The sequence below is a fragment of the Vibrio sp. 2132-1 genome (assembly GCF_033344315.1).
Map to the genome: position 1 here is coordinate 1 of NZ_JAWPON010000124.1, position 975 is coordinate 975.

1 protein-coding gene is annotated in these 975 nt (G+C 52.4%); it reads left to right on the forward strand.

The genetic code is table 11. From position 1 onward, the window contains the following. Nucleotides 1-975: TRAP transporter large permease subunit (locus R8N47_RS23875; RefSeq protein ID WP_318185933.1), on the forward strand; the 975-nt coding region annotated here is incomplete at both ends.

Here is a 975-nt window from a genome sequence, read left to right on the forward strand (position 1 = left end):
ATGGGGCGTCTGTTTGGTGGCGTCCGTGGCGGCATCGCAATTTCGACGGTGCTGGTGGGCGCGCTCCTTGCGGCATCGACTGGCGTAGTGGGGGCATCTGTGGTGGCCATGGGGTTGATCTCGCTGCCTGTGATGCTCAAATACAACTATGACAAAGGCCTCGCGTGCGGAACCATTTGTGCTTCAGGTACGTTGGGGCAAATTATTCCTCCTTCTATCGTACTCATTTTGCTCGGCGATGTGCTTGGCGTGCCAGTGGGAGATTTGTTCCAAGCGGCCGTGTGGCCGGGTATCGCGCTAGTGGGTGCATACGTTGTTTACATCCTTATTTACGCCAAGCTTAACCCTGAAGCAGCGCAGCCGATTGAACGTGATGAGTCACTCAGCCGCAGGGAAGAAGTGATCAAGGCGCTGAAAGCTGTATTACCACCATTGGCGTTGATCATTGTTGTGTTGGGCTCCATCTTTGCCGGTGTTGCAACGCCAACGGAATCGGCAGCACTGGGCGGGGCTGGGGCGATTGTTCTCGCCGTACTGTACAAGCAATTTAGTTGGTCAATGGTCTACGATGCGTCGAAAGAGACAGTTAAAGTGACCGCGATGGTGTTCGCGATTTTGCTGGGTGCGACGGCGTTCTCGATGGCGTTTACGTATACAGGCGGTGACTATCTGGTCGAAGAATGGATGTTGCAGATCCCGGGTGAGAAGTGGGGCTTCTTGATCATTACGATGATTGTGATTTTGATTCTGGGCTTCTTTATCGACTTCGTTGAAATCTGTTTCATCATCGTTCCTATTATCGCACCGGTTGCTGAGCTGCTCGGCATCAACATGACGTGGTTTGCTATTCTCATCGCGATGAACTTACAAACCTCCTTCTTAACACCGCCATTTGGCTTCAGCTTGTTCTATTTGAAAGGGGTTGCGCCTGCAGGCGTGACTACACGGGATATTTATCGTGGCGTGATGCCATTC